Here is a 15815-nt window from a genome sequence, read left to right on the forward strand (position 1 = left end):
AAATTATTTGGGGGGCATCTTGGCCACACTTAGCCACTGAAATCAGAGCCATAAATTCAGCCATTGCCACGGCCACGCCTATTAACTATCATTAACCCTGAATTGGGGGTTGATGATGATGGGTGTGGGACTTCACAGATTAGCCGCGGTATCTGCGGGCGCGATGTTACTGGCTGGTGCCGCACAGGCTCAGGTCGTGGTTGAGGATCGTCCCGTCCATGCCCCTGCCGTCATCACCGACCTGGCTCAGGACGCTCTGGCTCAGGTCAATGACACCGCCAATGCCACTGCCGAAGCCCGTAAAATCGCGCTCTATCGCCAACTGATGGAGCTTAACGGCACCTCCCGCAACATCCGCACCATCATGCTCAACACCAAGGCTGCGGTACGTCTGGTCATACTCGACCGCGCCAAAGCCACCTCTTTGAGTGCGGTGCAGGAGCAAAAACTCGATCAGATATCGGATGATATCCTCAAAGAAACCGAGTTTAGCCTGATCAATGCGGTCGCATTGTCTCAGGCCAAGGCATTTTCCGAAGACGAAATTACCCTGCTGATCAAAGCTAACGGCTCTGAGGCCGGGATGCGCTACAATGCCGGCAAGTTCATGGCGCCAGAAGCCAGTGCTCAGCAAATTCAGACCTACATGGTCGATGCCGTGGTCAAGATCATCAAGACCTTCAAGGAACAGGTTCAGAGCTAAGGCTCTGTCGCTTACGATACGGGGATGGCCCTTAACTGGGCAATGTGGGGGTATTAGTGTTTAAATTCAACTGTTTGATTGCTATTTTCGGTCTAATCACTGCCGCGTCCAGCGCCGCTGCCGCCGCATCGATTGATGCGCCGAACGCCCTGCCCAAACTCGTCCTCGATCCGATCCGCCAGCAGGCGATGGCGCAAAAGCAGCCCGTCATAGACGCTGAGACGCTTAAAGCCATCATTGATAAATCGTCCAAAGCGGCAGAATTAAAAGCCCAGCCCCTGATCCCCCTGCCTGGCAGCGCCCTCGATGCCAGTCAGCCCGCGGCAGCCCCCGCCGAAGACCCCGCGTTCCTGGAGCGGGTCGAACTGATGCGTAAGCTGTTTGAAGTCGATGGCACCGATGAAATCACGCGCCACTTCATCAACAATGTCCACATGCGCCTCATTATTCTTGAGGTTAATAATTACATCGATATCAACAGCTTATCTGAGAATGATAAATACCGCATCGCGACCATTGCGGCCGTGGCAGCCAGCGAACTGGGTGATAAGGTGCTCAATCTGGGTGCCCGCCAGCACGCGCTATATCTAACCCGCGATGAGATTTTGCAACTTACCGCCGACCTCAGCAATAGCGCCCAAAAGAAGCTGACCTACATCCGCATGAACGATGACGGCGCCGTCGACAAACGGGCCGAAATCGATATGCAGATTGCTGCGCTCAAAATCATTCAGGCCTATGAGGCAGCCCCAACGGCGCCCTGAATAAATCTCAAATCGTTTTAAGGATAACTAAAGCCTATGTTAAAATTCGTATCGCGCCTGCTCCTTGCTGCCGTTGTGGTAATAAGCCCAATGACGGCCCATGCCGCTGCCGATCCGGCGCTGGCCAAGCGCACTGAACTGGCGGTTCAGGTGGTCAAGGCCGAAGGTACCGAAGAACAAACACGCATCGGTCTGCAAAAAATCCTCCCGCTTATGATGTCCATGATCAAATCCCAAGATGCTTTTAAGGACTACAGCGACAGCGAGATTCAGAAACTGTCGGATCTGATAGGCACAGAACTGAATAACGCCATACCGGAACTGACGCAAAAATATGCGGCGTTTTATGCCAACAAACTGACCGATGCCCAACTCAACAGCGTGCTCGCTTTTTATGCCACAACGGAGGGGAAAACCTATGCCGCCACGCGCGTCACCGCCGCCTCTGAATTACAGAGCGAATTTGAAGGGATAGGCCAAAAAGCAGCCCTGAACGCGATGCAGAAATTTTTGGAATGGAAGAGTAAGCAGCCGAAATAATTACGGTAAAATCTGAAGTGCAATAAGTAACCCGCTACAGCTATTCGCCTGTAGCGGGTTAAATTCTTAATAGCGGTTAAATTTTAGTAGTCGAAATCCAAATTTGCGCTACACTCCTTTACGTTAACGTCCACTAAAAACCAAGGACGGACAGCCTTAAGGGAGGCAAAACCGATGAAGTGCGTGCGTAAGGTCTTGGCGGCCGTTGCGGTCGTTTCTCTATTGTCGGCAGGGGCGGTTCAGGCTCAGAATGCCATTCAGTGCAAGCGTAATTGCGATAATACTTATAATACTTGCCAGAAAACCGATAAAAATTCGGACAAATGTCTGAAAGCCTGGCTCCAATGTAAGAAAACCTGCCCGAAATAGCTAAGCCCTGCCCCTGATGCGTGGCAACGCGCCGCAGGGGCGGAAACCTATAAAAGACTTTGGGCGCACGAATGAGGACTGCTATAGTGGGCGGCATATTGCTCACCAATTGAATCTGTAGCCTTCATGCCTGACCAAGCCGCCCCCTCTGAACTCTCATCGCCCGCGAATGCGCCGCGCGAACGCATGGTCTTTGGTCAGGGTTTTCTCAAGGACTGCTGGTATTTCGCGGCCCTCTCATCAGAACTGATCAGCGGTAAATTGCAGCGCTATGTGCTGCTGGATGAGCCCGTGTTGCTGGGGCGCGATCTCAATGGCGCTGTTTACGGGATGCGTGATATCTGTCCGCACCGCGCAGCACCATTATCTGCCGGTCAGATGATAAAGGATGAAAGCGGCGCCTGCATCGTGCAATGCCCCTATCACGGCTGGACATTCAATACGGCGGGAACCTGCACTAAAATACCGTCCCTGACCTCGGATCAGGACATGGATGCTTCGAAAATTCGGGTGCGTCAGTATGCGGTCAAGGAGCAGCAGGGGCTGGTCTGGGTCTATGTGACCTCCGACCCGCGCCGACCGGTCGAACCGGATCATGAGCCGCCTACCCTGCCGGGGGTTGTTGGCGGCAAGCCGATTATCGTTGAGCGCATGGATTTCGATAGCCATATTGACCATGCGGTGGTGGGCCTCATGGACCCCGCCCACGGCCCCTATGTTCATCAGCAATGGTGGTGGCGGTCGTCCAAGAAGCAGTTAGAGAAATCAAAGGCTTTTGCGCCGACCGAATATGGCTTTGCGATGGTGCGCCATGCCCCGTCAAAGAACTCCCGCGCCTATCGGATTTTGGGCGGCGCGCCGGCGACCGAGATCACCTTTCGCCTGCCCGGTGTGCGTTATGAGCATATTGTGATCGGTGAGCGCCAGATTCTGGGCCTGACGTGCCTGACGCCGATTGATGGCAAAACCACGCGCATCACCCAGATTTTCTGGTCGGATCACAGCATTTTCCGCGCCATTACACCGTTTTTCCGGCTGGGGGCGAAGGCCTTCCTCAAGCAGGACGGCGATATGGTCAATTTGCAGAATGAGGGCCTGAAATACGACCCCAGCCTGTTGTGGATCGACGATGCCGATACTCAGGCCAAATGGTATCAGCAGCTAAAGCGGGAATGGGTACAATCGCGTGCTGATAAACGGGCATTTGCCAACCCGATCAAACCCGCTACGCTCAAGTGGACGAGTTAAAGGCACTTTCCTCCTCCCCTGCAACGCGGGGGAGGTGTCAGCAAGGCTGACGGAGGGGGCAAAGCGCCTGTCAATTACCTAAAATCAGGGCAAATATAGATATTCCGAAATGCCCCCTCCGTCATGCCATAAATGGCATGACACCTCCCCCGCAGCGCTAACGCTTGCAAGGGAGGAGGAAGAATTACAAATCTTCCTTCAATATGGCCATTTCGAAGATGTATGACCCCTCTTCGTCTTCGTCGACATAGACCACGCCGATGAACTCTTCACCGATATAGACTTCCGACGAATCCTTTTGCTTACGGGCTTTGACCTCAAGGCCCTTGGTGCCGAAGGTTTTGGTGAGGTAGTCCTGGACCTTGGTGATATCCGAAGCGTTCATCGTTTTAAGTCTCTCGTTATTACCGGCTGTCATCAAAGCATGAATCCCGACACGCGGGGATAAACTTTGCGTTAGACGTCTATAGCGACGACTACGTCAGCGCAAACCGAAACCTGCGCAATGCTCAGATTTTTGGGATTAAATCACGTAGTCGTAAACGACGTCGGAGATCATCTGATCCATGCTTCGGGCCGGATCATTGCAGGTTTTGCAGTTGATCAGGCGCGCCGGCACACCTGCCGCCGTGCAGTGTTCCGGAACGGGCTTAAGCACCACGGAACCCGCAGCAATTTTGGCATGGTCGCCGATCTTAATGTTGCCCAGCACCTTGGCTCCGGCCCCCAGAAGGACACCATTGCCGATCTTGGGGTGACGGTCGCCGGTATGGGCACCGGTACCGCCCAGGGTAACGCCGTGCAGCATGGAAACATCGTCCCCCACCACCGCGGTTTCACCGATCACAATGCCGGTGCCGTGGTCCATGAAAATCCCTTTGCCCATCGTGGCAGCGGGATGGATATCGATCTGGAACAGTTCCGACACGCGGCTCTGGAAATGGTGAGCCATCGTAAAGCGCCCGTCCCGCCACAGCCGGTTGGCGATGCGGTAGATCTGGATCGAGATGAAGCCCTTGAAGAACATGAAGGCCTGCAAATAGCCCTTTGCAGCAGGGTCACGCTCATAAACCGCCTGAAGGTCACGCTCGGCGGCCTCGATCAGAGCAGTGTCCTTGGAATAATAGTCGTCGATGATCTCACGCAGGGTCATTTCACCAAAGCCTGCATCATTAAGCTTGCGCGCGATATGGAACGACAGGGCGCAGTTCAGGCCGTCGTGGGACAATATGGTCGAATGCAGCATCGACGCCAAAGCGGGCTCGGCCTTAGCGGCCTCCAGCGCTTCGGTGCGCAGCGTATGCCAGATCGGCGTATCATTGCGCGAAATGACATCAAACTTATTGGCCATATCTTTGCCTCCGGTAGGATAGGGATACTTCCCTTATCCCAAGATCGCGTTAATCAGGTGCTTTGGCAATTCGCCGCTAACTGCCATATGGTGAACGCGCAGAGCACACACAACCGTCTGAGAGTCCCTCACCTGCCCGTTTATAACAGCTTTCAGTAAATCTTTGAAGGGGATGCGCCGGATTTCGAGGCTTTCGGTGTCATCGAGCGCGCCTTCGGCAGATGTGAGACCAGTCGCCAGATAGCCCGTCGCCACTTCATCGGTAATGGAGTTGGACAAATCCATCTGGATGATTTCACGCCAGTATTCGGCCTTCAACCCCGCCTCTTCGGCCAGTTCGCGCTTAGCCCCCTCAAGTGGATCTTCGCCGTCAGGTACACCCCCTTCTGGCAGCTCCCAACTATAGGTATTGAGCGCAAACCTTTGCTGACCCACGATCACGACCGTGCCGTCATCAAACAAAGGCACCACCGCCACCGCTCGATTGCGAAACCGCGTTACGCCATAGTGGGCCGCATTGCCTGTTGGGGCGACAACATCATAACTTTCAACCCGCATCCACGGGTTTTCAAACACGGTTTTCTGCGTCAGGATTTGCCAGTCAGGGCGTGACGCTGCGGCATCAGCACTATCCCACGGTGGCAGGTTACTATTTTTCATGAGAAAGACTCGCAATTTTCCTGTTAATGCCGCAGATGACAGCCTATATCTATATGAACAGTTACAGTTTGATTTTGAAGAGACAATTCCATGAGTTTACCTGATTTCGACCTGAACCCAATTGAATTTGGCACGGCCCTGCCCGCTATCAAATCAAAAGAAACCTTGGAACTGTTGCTGCGCCGACGCTCGGCCCCGGCCCCGACGCTGGGCCTGCCTGCTCCGTCAGAAGACGAAATTGAACTGTTGATCAGCATCGGCTTGCGCGTACCCGATCACGGCAAGATCGGACCGTGGCGGATTGTGCGCTTTACGCCTGAGACCAAAAGCCATCTGGTCGATAAACTGAAGGCACTGGCCGAAAGCCGCAGTGATAAACAAGCGGCGGGTGCGCTTTTGAAACTGGCGACCCCACCGGAAGCTTTGCTGGTCATCTCCTCCCCGGTTCAGCCTCATAAAATTCCCCTGTGGGAGCAGCAATTGTCGGCCGCCGCCATCTGCCAGAACCTGCTGATCGCGGCCGGTGCCTTGGGCTATGGTGCCAACTGGATCACCGACTGGTATTCCTATGACGCCGAGGCTAAGGAACTGCTCGGCTTGAAAGACGGCGAAGAGGTCGCTGGCTTTATCTTCCTCGGCACTCCGTCAGAGGCGCCGCTGGAGCGCGACCGCCCGAACTATGCTGAGCGCATCAGTTGGTGGGCAGGGTCCTAGACCCTGCACCCATAACTTAAACTAACGGGTCAAGGGCCTGTGGTCCTTGTTAGCCTCGCCCGCGATATGGAGCCACCCCCGTCTCCGGCACCCAGACTCCCTTGGGGGCCTCACCGGTTTGCCAGAAGACATCGATCGGGATGCCGCCGCGCGGATACCAGTAACCGGCAATGCGCAGCCAGCGCGGATCGAGCAGCTCTTTGAGGCGCTTGGCGATATAGATGGTGCAGTCCTCATGAAACGCGCCGTGATTACGGAACGACGTCAGAAACAGTTTGAGCGACTTTGATTCCACCAGCCACTCACCCGGCACATAGTCGATGACAATATGCGCAAAGTCCGGCTGGCCCGTCACCGGACACAGGGATGTGAATTCCGGCGCGGTAAAGCGGGCAACATAATCGACATCGGGATGCGGATTGGGCACGCGCTCAAGCACGGCGTCTTTCGGATCATTGACCGGACGAGCATCGCCGCCCAATTGGGTAAGGTTATCTGTGTAATGGCTCATGCTTTGCGTCTGTAATACCACAGCCGCCAAAAATGAAGCAAAATCGCCATAAGGTGACGCAAGGGCGCAAAGACATTTTCTCTCGGCAGACGAATTTAACGCTTGCGAAACCTTAATTTAAACCTATTGAAACCCCTTTAGATTATTGTCCCTGTACTGAATAAAGCGAAAGCTGTAACCTGATGCCGCTGTCTGCCAGTCTGAAAAAAGGCCTGAGTTTTCCTGCCATAGCGGCGCCGATGTTTCTGGTGTCAGGCCCGGAACTGGTCATTGCCACCTGCAAATCCGGCATGATCGGCACCTTTCCGGCCCTTAATCAGCGCACGTCCGAAGGCTATGCGCAGTGGCTCACTGAGATTAAATCTGCCTTGACGCCTGAGGATGCAGCCTTCGGGGTCAACCTGATCGTCCACAATACCAATACCCGACTGATGGCCGATCTTCAGATCACGGTCGATCATAAGGTGCCGCTGGTCATCACCTCGCTCGGCGCGGTGAAAGATGTGGTCGATGCTGTCCATGCCTATGGCGGCGTCGTCTTTCACGATGTCATCAATGCCCGCCATGCCAAAAAGGCCGCTGAGGCCGGGGTCGATGGCCTGATCCTGGTGGCAGCCGGCGCCGGTGGCCACGCCGGCAATCAGCATCCGTTCGCCCTGATCAATGAGATCAAGAGCTTTTTTGACGGCACAATTATTCTATCGGGCGCTATCTCTACCGGCCGCGATGTCGCCGCCTCCCTGATGGCCGGTGCAGACCTCGCCTATATGGGCACGCGCTTTATCGCCACCACCGAGGCCCGCGCCGATGGCGCCTACAAAGACATGCTGGTTGAAACCAGCGCCAAAGACATTACCTACACGGATGCCATTTCCGGCATCAATGCCAACTTTCTGACGCCGTCGCTGATCGCCAACGGACTTGATCCGGCCGCGGCCAAAGATCCGCACCACACGATCGACATGGCCCATGAACTCAACCCCGAGGCCAAGGCCTGGAAAACCGTATGGTCTGCCGGTCAAGGGGTTGGCTCAATACACGAAATACTGCCCGTAGCCGAACTGGTTGCGCGCATGAGGGGGGAATTCAACGCCGCGGTTGCGGATTTTAGTCAGCGTACACGTTAAAGGGACAACCCATGCGTACCCCCATTCTGCTTAGTTTCGCCGCCCTGTTTGCGGTCTCTTCTGCTCATGCGTCCGAAGCCGGGCAAATTAATATCAGTGGTCAAATCAATATCGGCACAGAAGGCGTTTCAAAGGGCATTTCCGAAACTGATGGCAATGGTCAGATTGTTGGCGCCCTGACCGCCAGCCACAAAGCCTTCTTCGTTGGTGTACGCGCTAAAAACACTACGGGCTCAGACGGAACTGACGGGCAGACCCAGTGGTTTGCCGGTGCCAAAGGCGACATCGCCGGCTTCAAGGCTAGTCTGCAACTGCTTTATAAGACCAACAACAACGCCCGCCCGGGTACGGACGATGATTTCTATGAATGGCAAAGCGACATCAGCCGCACATTCGACAAGACAACGGTTAAATATACAGCGGTCTATTCACCGGATTCTTCTGGATCCACCGAAGAAGCCTGGTGGCATGACGTGAGCGTGGCGCAAAAGCTGACTGATAAATGGACCTTGTCAGGTTGCGTCGGCATTCGCCGCCTCTCTCCCGAACGTGACTATACCGGCTATAATCTGGGCGCGACCTATGCCGTCACGAAACAGACCGGCCTTGATGTGCGTTACTATGACACTGACAAGCATGAATATGGTAAGCGCTTTGGCGACCGTGTCGTGCTGACCCTGACGCAAAAGTTCTAAACTAAAAAAGCGGCCCCTCATTTGAGAGGCCGGCTTTTTTAAGCCTGAACAGCCTTAAGACCTGCAATGATCAGGACGATCTGCTGTTTTAGGCGGCTGATTAAATCCTCGACGGACATATCGCCGTGAAACCCACGCCGCAGGTTCGAAAAGCACAGGTCTTCCAGAATTTCAGCCGCACTCTCAATCGGGCTGGCAACGGGAATATCGCCTTTGTCACGCGCGAATTGCAGGCTTTCCAACATGGTCTGGCGCACAAGGTCGCTTAAACGGGCGATCTGGTTGAAGGCGGGATCTTTGCGCGCCCAGTTCATCACAAAGGCCGACATGACCAACTGCATATCGGTGTGTGCGGCCTCATAGGTGCAGCGCAGTTGTTTCAACAGACGCTCTGCCAGAGGCAGGGCCGGATCATGGGCGTCGATCATCCGCTCCAGCACCACGGCGGATTCGGCTTCGACGACCTTGATAAAAATCTCGTTCTTGTCACTGAAATTGGCAAACAAAGCCCCGGTCGACAAACCGGCCTCTTTGGCTATATCGCGAAGGGTGGCCGCCTCAAAGCCGCGATCCCGGAAAAGCGCCTTGGCCGCGGCCAGAATCTTTTGCCGGTTCAGCTCTTTGGATCTGGCTCTTGCACCTAAAGGCAAAACTCTCTCCTCGCGCGCTAATTTCTCTTTTAACTCGTACGCCTTGTACATACGCCTACTCTTTACTCAAATTACTAAAAAATAAGGCAGAGTTTACCTAAGGTAACCCTGCCCCTGAATGTCGCTCCCGAGCCCTATATAAGAACTTGAAGCGTATAATCCAATAGGCAAAATCAGACCGCATCCCCCGGCTAAATATGATATACGCGCATCTGGCCTATATCTGTCGCTGGCATTTTGCGATTGCGAATGACTTAAACCATGCCTTGTGACGGTAACATGGCGTTCACCTGAGACGTGTGCAGTTATGCACACAAATACACACATCCACCACCCTTTGGCTGAAAGCCTGAATCACACAACCTGACTTAACGGATTTTATTGAATGAACGCATTACTGACCAATCTGGCCCTCATCGCCATGCTGGGCGTACTGGTGGTTTTAAGCCTTGGAATTTTCAGCCTGGCTAAGGGCGGCACGTTCCGCGAGCGCTGGTCCAATAAGCTGATGCGCCTGCGCGTACTGTTGCAGGCCATCGCGATTATCCTGCTGTGCGTGCTGTTGTGGTGGCGGTCTCAGAACGGCTGATGGTCAAGCTCAATAAAATCTATACCCGCACCGGTGATAGCGGCGACACAGGTTTGGCTGACGGTGCACGCCGCCTGAAAAGTGATGCCCGCATCCGCGCCTTTGGCAGCATTGATGAAACTAATTCTATGATCGGCGTGGCACGGCTTTATGTCGCAGCCGCTCCCGATTTCGATCCGGTGCTGGCCAGAGTGCAGAACGACCTGTTCGACTTGGGCGCCGATCTGGCCGTGCCTGAGGATGGTCAGCCTAAGACGTGGACGCCGATCCGCATCAAGGCCGTTCAGGTCATTGCCCTTGAGGCCGCTATTGACAGATATAACGCCGAACTGTCGCCGCTGAATTCGTTTATCCTGCCAGCGGGAAATCCTTTAAGTGCGCACCTGCATCTGGCGCGCACCATCGCCCGCCGTGCCGAAAGCGATCTGGTGGCGCTCATAAACACACCTAATGAGGTCGTCACGCCCGAAGCGCTTAAATACCTCAACCGACTGTCGGATCTGCTGTTCGTGCTGGCCCGTTACGCCAATAACAAAGGCGCGGACGATGTACTTTGGGTGCCGTCGACTTAATTCCCTCTCCCCGCTCGCGGGGAGAGGGTTAGGGTGAGGGGCAAAAACCGCTACCGCTCTTCGTCTTTCCAGCGCTTAAAAGACTCAGTTTGGATATCGCGTTTGTTCAGTAACCGCCGATAGCTGAAGTGTCTTAACAAACGCCAGATGCCATCAATCAACCAGATAACCGCGAAACCAGCAAAATAGATGGCCATAAAGGCCTGCCAGTTAATGGTCAGTCCCTCTAAGTTAAATCCGCTGAAGGCAAATTCGACACTTATCCGCACCAATGCAATGGTCGAATAAGTGATAAGCCACCATTTACTCCACCCCAGCGCCCCCACGCTTCCCCCTTATTGCGCAGTTTCGGCTTCCGTCACAACCGGGGCCTTGGCGCCGGGGGCGGTATTGTTAGCCGTCGGGGCCTGTTCGGTCGGCCAGTGGATTTCACGCCCCTCGCCTGCCGGTCGGCCCGTGATCGTCGGCAGATAGACCGGCGCGCGGCAGATGCGGTACTCATTTGACCACCACGCCCCTTTGGCCTCGCACTTCTTGCGCGGAATTTCATACAGGGCCGTATAGACCCATGCCCCCGCCGACGCGAAAATAAACACGATCAGCGCAATAATCTTGAGGCGCATGATCAGATTATTTTTCATGGGTTGTCCTCTTAAAGTTACTCACGCTGGCTTAGGGTGAGGCAAAGGTGGTGTTAACGGCGCAAGAGCCGGTGCAAATTGACTTTAGGGCACTGCAAATTCTTGTGAAATGCCTGCAATTGACGGCCTTTATGTATCTCTTTGATTGACTTTGGCAAGCAGGCTCGTCACTTATCTCGGCCAAATCTTGAGGGTTTAGACTCTTAAGATACGTTTGAAACAAAAAGCCTATTGCCTCTGCGGTATGTCAATTTTACGGCCACCGCAAAGGCTTCATGTCTTAAGGTGAGAGACTGATGAAAATTCTGGTCCCCGTGAAGCGGGTCATAGATTACAACGTCAAGGTACGCGTCAAGGCCGATCAGACCGGCGTCGATCTGGCCAATGTCAAGATGTCGATGAACCCCTTTGATGAGATTGCCGTCGAAGAAGCCGTCCGCCTCAAGGAAGCCGGCATTGCCACTGAAATCGTTGCCGTCTCCATTGGCGTCGCCCAATCCGAAGCCATCCTGCGCACGGCCCTGGCTATGGGTGCCGATCGCGGCCTGCTGATCCAGACCGATCAGGACATCGAACCGCTCGGCATCGCCAAGCTACTCAAGGCCGTGATTGCCGAAGAAACCCCCAACATTGTCCTGATGGGCAAGCAAGCCATCGACGGTGACAACAACGCCACCGGCCAGATGCTGTCGACGCTGCTCGGCTGGCCGCAGGCAACCTTTGCGTCAAAAGTCGTCATCGAAGGCGATGAAGCGAAAGTCACCCGCGAAGTGGACGGCGGCCTACAAACGCTTGGGGTCAAGTTACCTGCGGTTATCACCACCGACCTGCGCCTGAATGAGCCGCGCTATGCGTCTTTACCCAACATCATGAAGGCCAAGAAGAAGCCGCTCGACACCAAGTCCGTGGCCGACTACGGCGTCGATGTCGCCCCGCGCCTCAAGGTGCTGAAAGTGACCGAGCCACCAAAGCGTTCGGCGGGCATCAAGGTGGCCGATGCCAGTGCTCTGGTCGCCAATCTGAAAACTGCGGGAGTGCTGTAATATGGCTGTTTTAGTTATTGCCGATCATGACGGCGTCACCTTACGCGACTCGACGCTTAAGGTTCTGACCGCAGCCAAGGCTCTCTCGGCCGATATCGACGTGCTGGTCTATGGTGCGGGTTCCGCAACCGTAGCCGCGCAGGCCGCCAAGGCTTCCGGTGTGCGCAAAGTCCTGACTTCTGAGAGCGCCGGTCTCAATGCCGACATCGCCGAAGATGTCGCCGCGCTCATCGCCGGACTGGCGGCAGGTTATGACGCCGTCGCTATTCCCGCCTCCGCGTCGGGTAAGAACTTCGCCCCGCGCGTGGCCGCACTGTTGGATGTTTCTATCATTTCCGACGTTATCGAAGTGATCGATGCCAAGACCTTTGTGCGTCCGATCTATGCCGGTAATGCGCTGGAAACGGTTCAAACTTCAGACGCCAAGGTCGTCCTCACCGTGCGCCCGACCACGTTTACGGCGGTGGCTGCGGATGGCGGTTCGGCGGCGGTCGAAGCCGCGTCAGTCCCGGCTGATTTCGCAGGCACCCGCTTTGTCGGCGAGGAAAAAGTCACCTCCGATCGTCCAGAACTGGGTGCGGCCAAGGTCGTCGTATCCGGCGGACGCGCGCTCGGTTCCGCCGATGAGTTCCATGCGGTGATTGAGCCTCTGGCCGATAAGCTGGGGGCCGCTGTCGGTGCGTCTCGTGCCGCAGTGGATGCCGGGTATGCGCCGAACGACTATCAGGTCGGTCAGACGGGTAAGGTCGTGGCCCCGGCCCTTTATATCGCGGTCGGCATATCGGGTGCCATTCAGCACCTGGCCGGGATGAAGGATTCCAAGGTTATCGTCGCCATCAACAAAGACCCCGAAGCGCCGATTTTCCAGATCGCTGATTACGGTCTGGTTGAGGATTACAAAACTGCCGTTCCGGCCCTCATGGCTGCCCTTGGCTAAGGGGATCCGCGCCTTGTTGCGTTTAGAATCCCCCTGAGCCAACTCAGGGGGATTTCTTTTAGGCTTGATTGTCAGAGCAGGCCCTATAGTCTTAGACATATAATTCAGTAACAGGTGCAGTGGTGATAACGAATATCAAGTCAGTTGGCATTATCGGCGCGGGTCAAATGGGGGCCGGTATCGCTCAGGTCTGCGCTCAGGCGGGCTACACGGTTTTGCTGCACGATCAGAAGGTTGAGGCCGTCCACGCTGCCTTGGAAAAGATCAATAAGGGCCTGAACCGCCTGATTGAAAAAGAGGCCATTACGCCAGATGACGCTAAGGCCAGCATGGGCCGCCTGCAACCGGCAGCCTCCGCCCACGACCTGAAAGACTGCGACCTGGTGATCGAAGCCGCCACCGAAAATGAAGAGATCAAAAAAGCCATCTTCAAGTCGGTCAGTGAGCACTTAAAACCTGACGCTATTCTGGCCTCAAACACCTCCTCGATCTCGATCACGCGTCTGGCGGCGGCGTCCGATCGTCCGGGCAAGTTCATCGGCCTGCATTTCATGAATCCGGTGCCAGTGATGAAACTGGTCGAGATCATCCGCGGTATCGCCACCGAGCCTGAGACCTATCAGATAGCCGTTGAGTTTGCCCAAAGCTTAGGCAAGATCACCGCCAATTCCGAGGATTATCCGGCCTTTATCGTCAACCGCATCCTGATCCCCATGATTAATGAAGCGATCTACACGCTTTATGAGGGCGTCGGCACGGTTGACGCTATCGACACCGCCCTGAAGCTGGGGGCTAATCACCCGATGGGCCCATTGGAGCTGGGCGATTTCATCGGCCTTGATACGGTGCTGGCGATCATGGAAATGCTGCATGATGGTCTGGCGGATTCCAAGTACCGGCCTTGCCCGCTGCTGGTGAAATATGTCGAAGCCGGCTGGCTGGGGCGCAAAACCGGCCGCGGTTTCTATGACTATCGCGGCGAAAAGCCAGTGCCTACACGCTAATCCCCGCCCCTTTAAGACAAGAGCCCTTAAGTGCTTCAGCTTCGTCAACCCGCTTTTCCATGGATGGTCACCAGCCTGATCGGGGCGATGGTGCTGCATGGCGGCGTGTGGTTTTTCGCGCGACTGCTCGCCCCGCAAGGCGCCGATGCCGTGGCCGAAACCCAGAGGCAAATCGGGCTTGGTTTCTTTTGGATGGTCGGCACACTGGCCCTGTGGTCGCTTAAGGTGCCCACATCGCGCGTCAAGGCCACACTGTCTGGATTGACCTGCGCGGGCCTGATTGGTTTGTTAGGCAGTGCTTTGGCGTTCGGACAGTTTCTGGTGCACCATAAAGTCCCCGCTACATCGCAAAACCTCATTCCGTTTGCCGGGTTCAGCCTGCTGATGGTGGTCGCGCAACTGATTCTAGCCATACCCGCGGCCATCGCTATGCAACAGATTGCCCTGAAACGCACCCCGCCCGATACGGCGGTTCCCCATGCCTGACACTGCCGCCCGCCGTATTGTCTATCTCGACATCGTGCGGGGCCTGAGCATTCTGGGCATACTGTTTGTCAATGCCGTGGCCTTTGCCATGCCGATGCACGTCTATATTAATCCGGCGATTTCACCGCTTGGGCTGACGGATATCGACACCGCCGTGTGGTGGGTCGATGAGGTCTTTTTTACCGGCAAGTTCATCACCATTTTTTCGATGCTGTTTGGCGTCAGCCTCTATCTGATCAGCGCATCAGACCCCGACGATCTGCCGCTGACGCAGCGGGTGATCGGGCGCCGGCTGGGTTGGATGGTGATCTTTGGCCTGATCCACGGCGCGCTGATCTGGTACGGGGATATTTTGCTGCTCTATGCCATATGCGGGTTCGTGTTTTTTAGCTGGCGCAATCTGGAGGCCAAGCCGCTGCTGGTCGTCGGCAGCGTGCTCTATCTAATCGGCAATGGCATCATCCTGTGGCCCGCGATCAATGACGGGATTGGGGTTATACCCGAACCGTCCGTGCCAATGCCCGATCTGCTCAATCCGACTATCGAGCTTATGCGTTCAGGGTTCACAGGTTCTCTGCGCGGAAATTTCACCATGTGGTCGCAGTCGATCATCAATGAAATCCTGTTCTACCTGCCGGTGACGGTCGGGCTGATGATGATCGGACTTGGCCTGTTCAAATCCGGCTTTTTACGGGGTGAGAGCCGTAGTGTGACCTATGCCGCAATCATCGTCCTTGCCGGGGCAAGCCTTACCCTGATCGGCGGCCAAGCTGCCGTGATCATTGCCGAAGGCTTTCCCGCCGTTCGGATCATGGGGCTTTATGCGATCGCCAATGAATATCTGTCGATCATCGTCAGTCTGGGCTATGTGTCGACTTTGATCCTGATCGCCCGGACATCATGGGGTCTGAAACTGCTGTCGCCCCTGCGCGATGCCGGACGCATGGCCTTCACCAACTATTTGCTGCAATCGCTGATCATGACGGTGATTTTCTACGGTGGTCGTGCGCCTGAAAGCTGGGGCCTGGGGCTATATGGCACGGTAGGCAATGCGGGCCTTGTCCCCGTAGTCACCGCCATCTGGGCGGGACAGCTTATTGTCAGCAGCCTGTGGATGCGCGCCTTCCGCTATGGCCCGTTCGAGTGGGGATGGCGGTGCTTAAGTCATCAGCGATGGATGCCGATTTTAAAGTAAGAGCCCCCACCACCCT

General features: G+C 55.4%; 21 protein-coding genes. 14 read left to right on the top strand and 7 right to left on the bottom strand.

Going from position 1 to position 15815, the window contains the following annotated elements:
- The first annotated feature begins 112 nt into the window (after nucleotides 1-112).
- The 4 genes from PQU98_RS07680 to PQU98_RS07695 all read left to right on the top strand — a co-directional run bounded on the left by PQU98_RS07680 (nucleotide 113) and on the right by PQU98_RS07695 (nucleotide 3624).
- Nucleotides 113-703, top strand: coding sequence for a hypothetical protein (locus PQU98_RS07680; RefSeq protein WP_272744317.1), 591 nt, complete (start codon nucleotides 113-115; stop codon nucleotides 701-703).
- A gap of 56 nt (nucleotides 704-759) precedes the next feature.
- The gene (locus PQU98_RS07685; RefSeq protein WP_272744318.1) at nucleotides 760-1467 is read left to right on the top strand and encodes a hypothetical protein; all 708 of its coding nucleotides are present in this window, start codon (nucleotides 760-762) and stop codon (nucleotides 1465-1467) included.
- Nucleotides 1468-1503: 36 nt separating this feature from the next.
- Nucleotides 1504-2007: a DUF2059 domain-containing protein gene (locus PQU98_RS07690; RefSeq protein ID WP_272744319.1), complete on the top strand. Its 504-nt coding sequence runs from the start codon at nucleotides 1504-1506 to the stop codon at nucleotides 2005-2007.
- Between the two features lie 495 nt (nucleotides 2008-2502).
- Nucleotides 2503-3624 carry a Rieske 2Fe-2S domain-containing protein gene (locus PQU98_RS07695; RefSeq protein WP_272744320.1) on the top strand — a complete coding sequence of 374 codons (1122 nt, stop codon included), beginning with the start codon at nucleotides 2503-2505 and terminating at the stop codon, nucleotides 3622-3624.
- Nucleotides 3625-3808: 184 nt separating this feature from the next.
- Here the strand turns inward: PQU98_RS07695 and PQU98_RS07700 are convergent, their stop codons facing one another.
- The 3 genes from PQU98_RS07700 to PQU98_RS07710 all read right to left on the bottom strand — a co-directional run bounded on the left by PQU98_RS07700 (nucleotide 3809) and on the right by PQU98_RS07710 (nucleotide 5635).
- Nucleotides 3809-4009, bottom strand: coding sequence for a DUF3126 family protein (locus tag PQU98_RS07700; RefSeq protein WP_267526033.1), 201 nt, complete (start codon nucleotides 4007-4009; stop codon nucleotides 3809-3811).
- Nucleotides 4010-4147: 138 nt separating this feature from the next.
- Nucleotides 4148-4975 (bottom strand): serine O-acetyltransferase, encoded by an 828-nt coding sequence (gene cysE / locus PQU98_RS07705; protein ID WP_272744321.1) that lies wholly within the window; start codon nucleotides 4973-4975, stop codon nucleotides 4148-4150.
- A gap of 33 nt (nucleotides 4976-5008) precedes the next feature.
- Nucleotides 5009-5635: an NUDIX domain-containing protein gene (locus PQU98_RS07710; RefSeq protein WP_272744322.1), complete on the bottom strand. Its 627-nt coding sequence runs from the start codon at nucleotides 5633-5635 to the stop codon at nucleotides 5009-5011.
- Nucleotides 5636-5725: 90 nt separating this feature from the next.
- On the opposite strand from PQU98_RS07710, the gene PQU98_RS07715 reads away from it, so the two are divergent.
- Nucleotides 5726-6349 (top strand): nitroreductase family protein, encoded by a 624-nt coding sequence (locus PQU98_RS07715; protein WP_272744323.1) that lies wholly within the window; start codon nucleotides 5726-5728, stop codon nucleotides 6347-6349.
- Between the two features lie 49 nt (nucleotides 6350-6398).
- On the opposite strand, the gene queF is transcribed toward PQU98_RS07715, so the two are convergent.
- Nucleotides 6399-6860: a preQ(1) synthase gene (gene queF / locus PQU98_RS07720; RefSeq protein ID WP_272744324.1), complete on the bottom strand. Its 462-nt coding sequence runs from the start codon at nucleotides 6858-6860 to the stop codon at nucleotides 6399-6401.
- Nucleotides 6861-7042: 182 nt separating this feature from the next.
- Between queF and PQU98_RS07725 the strand changes: the two genes are divergently transcribed.
- Nucleotides 7043-7987 carry an NAD(P)H-dependent flavin oxidoreductase gene (locus PQU98_RS07725; RefSeq protein WP_272744325.1) on the top strand — a complete coding sequence of 315 codons (945 nt, stop codon included), beginning with the start codon at nucleotides 7043-7045 and terminating at the stop codon, nucleotides 7985-7987.
- Nucleotides 7988-7998: 11 nt separating this feature from the next.
- Nucleotides 7999-8682 carry a TorF family putative porin gene (locus tag PQU98_RS07730; protein WP_272744326.1) on the top strand — a complete coding sequence of 228 codons (684 nt, stop codon included), beginning with the start codon at nucleotides 7999-8001 and terminating at the stop codon, nucleotides 8680-8682.
- Nucleotides 8683-8720: 38 nt separating this feature from the next.
- Here PQU98_RS07730 and PQU98_RS07735 read toward each other — a convergent pair whose 3' ends face one another.
- Complete coding sequence (locus PQU98_RS07735) at nucleotides 8721-9332, bottom strand: TetR/AcrR family transcriptional regulator (protein WP_272744327.1); 612 nt, start codon at nucleotides 9330-9332, stop codon at nucleotides 8721-8723.
- A gap of 385 nt (nucleotides 9333-9717) precedes the next feature.
- Here PQU98_RS07735 and PQU98_RS07740 point away from each other — a divergent pair, with 385 nt between their 5' ends.
- Complete coding sequence (locus tag PQU98_RS07740) at nucleotides 9718-9921, top strand: twin transmembrane helix small protein (protein ID WP_272744328.1); 204 nt, start codon at nucleotides 9718-9720, stop codon at nucleotides 9919-9921.
- The gene (locus PQU98_RS07745; protein WP_272744329.1) at nucleotides 9921-10493 is read left to right on the top strand and encodes a cob(I)yrinic acid a,c-diamide adenosyltransferase; all 573 of its coding nucleotides are present in this window, start codon (nucleotides 9921-9923) and stop codon (nucleotides 10491-10493) included. The genes PQU98_RS07740 and PQU98_RS07745 overlap by 1 nt, the downstream gene beginning before the upstream one ends.
- Before the next feature lie 50 nt (nucleotides 10494-10543).
- On the opposite strand, the gene PQU98_RS07750 is transcribed toward PQU98_RS07745, so the two are convergent.
- Both PQU98_RS07750 and PQU98_RS07755 read right to left on the bottom strand, forming a co-directional pair.
- Nucleotides 10544-10819, bottom strand: coding sequence for a hypothetical protein (locus PQU98_RS07750; protein WP_272744330.1), 276 nt, complete (start codon nucleotides 10817-10819; stop codon nucleotides 10544-10546).
- A gap of 9 nt (nucleotides 10820-10828) precedes the next feature.
- Nucleotides 10829-11134, bottom strand: a complete 306-nt coding sequence (locus tag PQU98_RS07755) for a hypothetical protein (RefSeq protein WP_272744331.1) — start codon at nucleotides 11132-11134, stop codon at nucleotides 10829-10831.
- A gap of 296 nt (nucleotides 11135-11430) precedes the next feature.
- On the opposite strand from PQU98_RS07755, the gene PQU98_RS07760 reads away from it, so the two are divergent.
- The 5 genes from PQU98_RS07760 (at nucleotide 11431) to PQU98_RS07780 (ending at nucleotide 15799) form a co-directional block, all read left to right on the top strand.
- The gene (locus PQU98_RS07760; protein WP_272744332.1) at nucleotides 11431-12177 is read left to right on the top strand and encodes an electron transfer flavoprotein subunit beta/FixA family protein; all 747 of its coding nucleotides are present in this window, start codon (nucleotides 11431-11433) and stop codon (nucleotides 12175-12177) included.
- A gap of 1 nt (nucleotide 12178) precedes the next feature.
- Nucleotides 12179-13114 carry an electron transfer flavoprotein subunit alpha/FixB family protein gene (locus PQU98_RS07765; protein ID WP_272744333.1) on the top strand — a complete coding sequence of 312 codons (936 nt, stop codon included), beginning with the start codon at nucleotides 12179-12181 and terminating at the stop codon, nucleotides 13112-13114.
- Nucleotides 13115-13239: 125 nt separating this feature from the next.
- Nucleotides 13240-14118 (top strand): 3-hydroxybutyryl-CoA dehydrogenase, encoded by an 879-nt coding sequence (locus tag PQU98_RS07770; RefSeq protein WP_272744502.1) that lies wholly within the window; start codon nucleotides 13240-13242, stop codon nucleotides 14116-14118.
- 30 nt (nucleotides 14119-14148) lie between these two features.
- The gene (locus PQU98_RS07775; protein WP_272744334.1) at nucleotides 14149-14604 is read left to right on the top strand and encodes a hypothetical protein; all 456 of its coding nucleotides are present in this window, start codon (nucleotides 14149-14151) and stop codon (nucleotides 14602-14604) included.
- Nucleotides 14597-15799 (top strand): DUF418 domain-containing protein, encoded by a 1203-nt coding sequence (locus tag PQU98_RS07780; RefSeq protein ID WP_272744335.1) that lies wholly within the window; start codon nucleotides 14597-14599, stop codon nucleotides 15797-15799. Before PQU98_RS07775 ends, PQU98_RS07780 begins: the two co-directional genes overlap by 8 nt.
- The last annotated feature ends 16 nt before the right edge of the window (nucleotides 15800-15815 follow it).

The organism is Asticcacaulis machinosus (genome assembly GCF_028550435.1).
Taxonomy (GTDB): Bacteria; Pseudomonadota; Alphaproteobacteria; order Caulobacterales; family Caulobacteraceae; genus Asticcacaulis; species Asticcacaulis machinosus.